1 protein-coding gene is annotated in these 295 nt (G+C 58.6%); it reads right to left on the bottom strand.

Going from position 1 to position 295, the window contains the following annotated elements; translation table 11 throughout:
- Positions 1-295: hypothetical protein (locus P0G09_RS19465; RefSeq protein WP_275253499.1), on the bottom strand; the 295-nt coding region annotated here is incomplete at both ends.

The following is a 295-nucleotide window of genomic DNA, read 5'->3' as shown; positions in this document are numbered from 1 at the left end:
GTTCAGCAGCTCATTCTCGTTGGTAACAGTCTCGGAACCTGCAACATCACGCATATCAAAGCCGGTCTCTTCGTCGTCGAAGTTCTGGCGCAGATCGATCTCGTTGCCGTCCGTGTCCTGGACCACAACGTCCATACCCAGAGACTGCAGCTCCTTCAGCATAACGCGGAAGGACTCGGGGATGCCGGGCTGCGGGATGGGTTCGCCCTTGACAAGGGCCTCGTAGGTCTTGACACGGCCCTCAACGTCATCGGACTTGACGGTCAGGATCTCCTGCAGGGTGTAAGCGGCACCG

This window comes from Faecalibacterium sp. DFI.5.82 (assembly GCF_029076575.1).
In the GTDB taxonomy this organism is placed as follows: domain Bacteria; phylum Bacillota; class Clostridia; order Oscillospirales; family Ruminococcaceae; genus Faecalibacterium; species Faecalibacterium duncaniae.
Note: the sequence above shows the minus strand (reverse complement) of the source record. Positions and strands in the feature narration are given on the sequence as shown.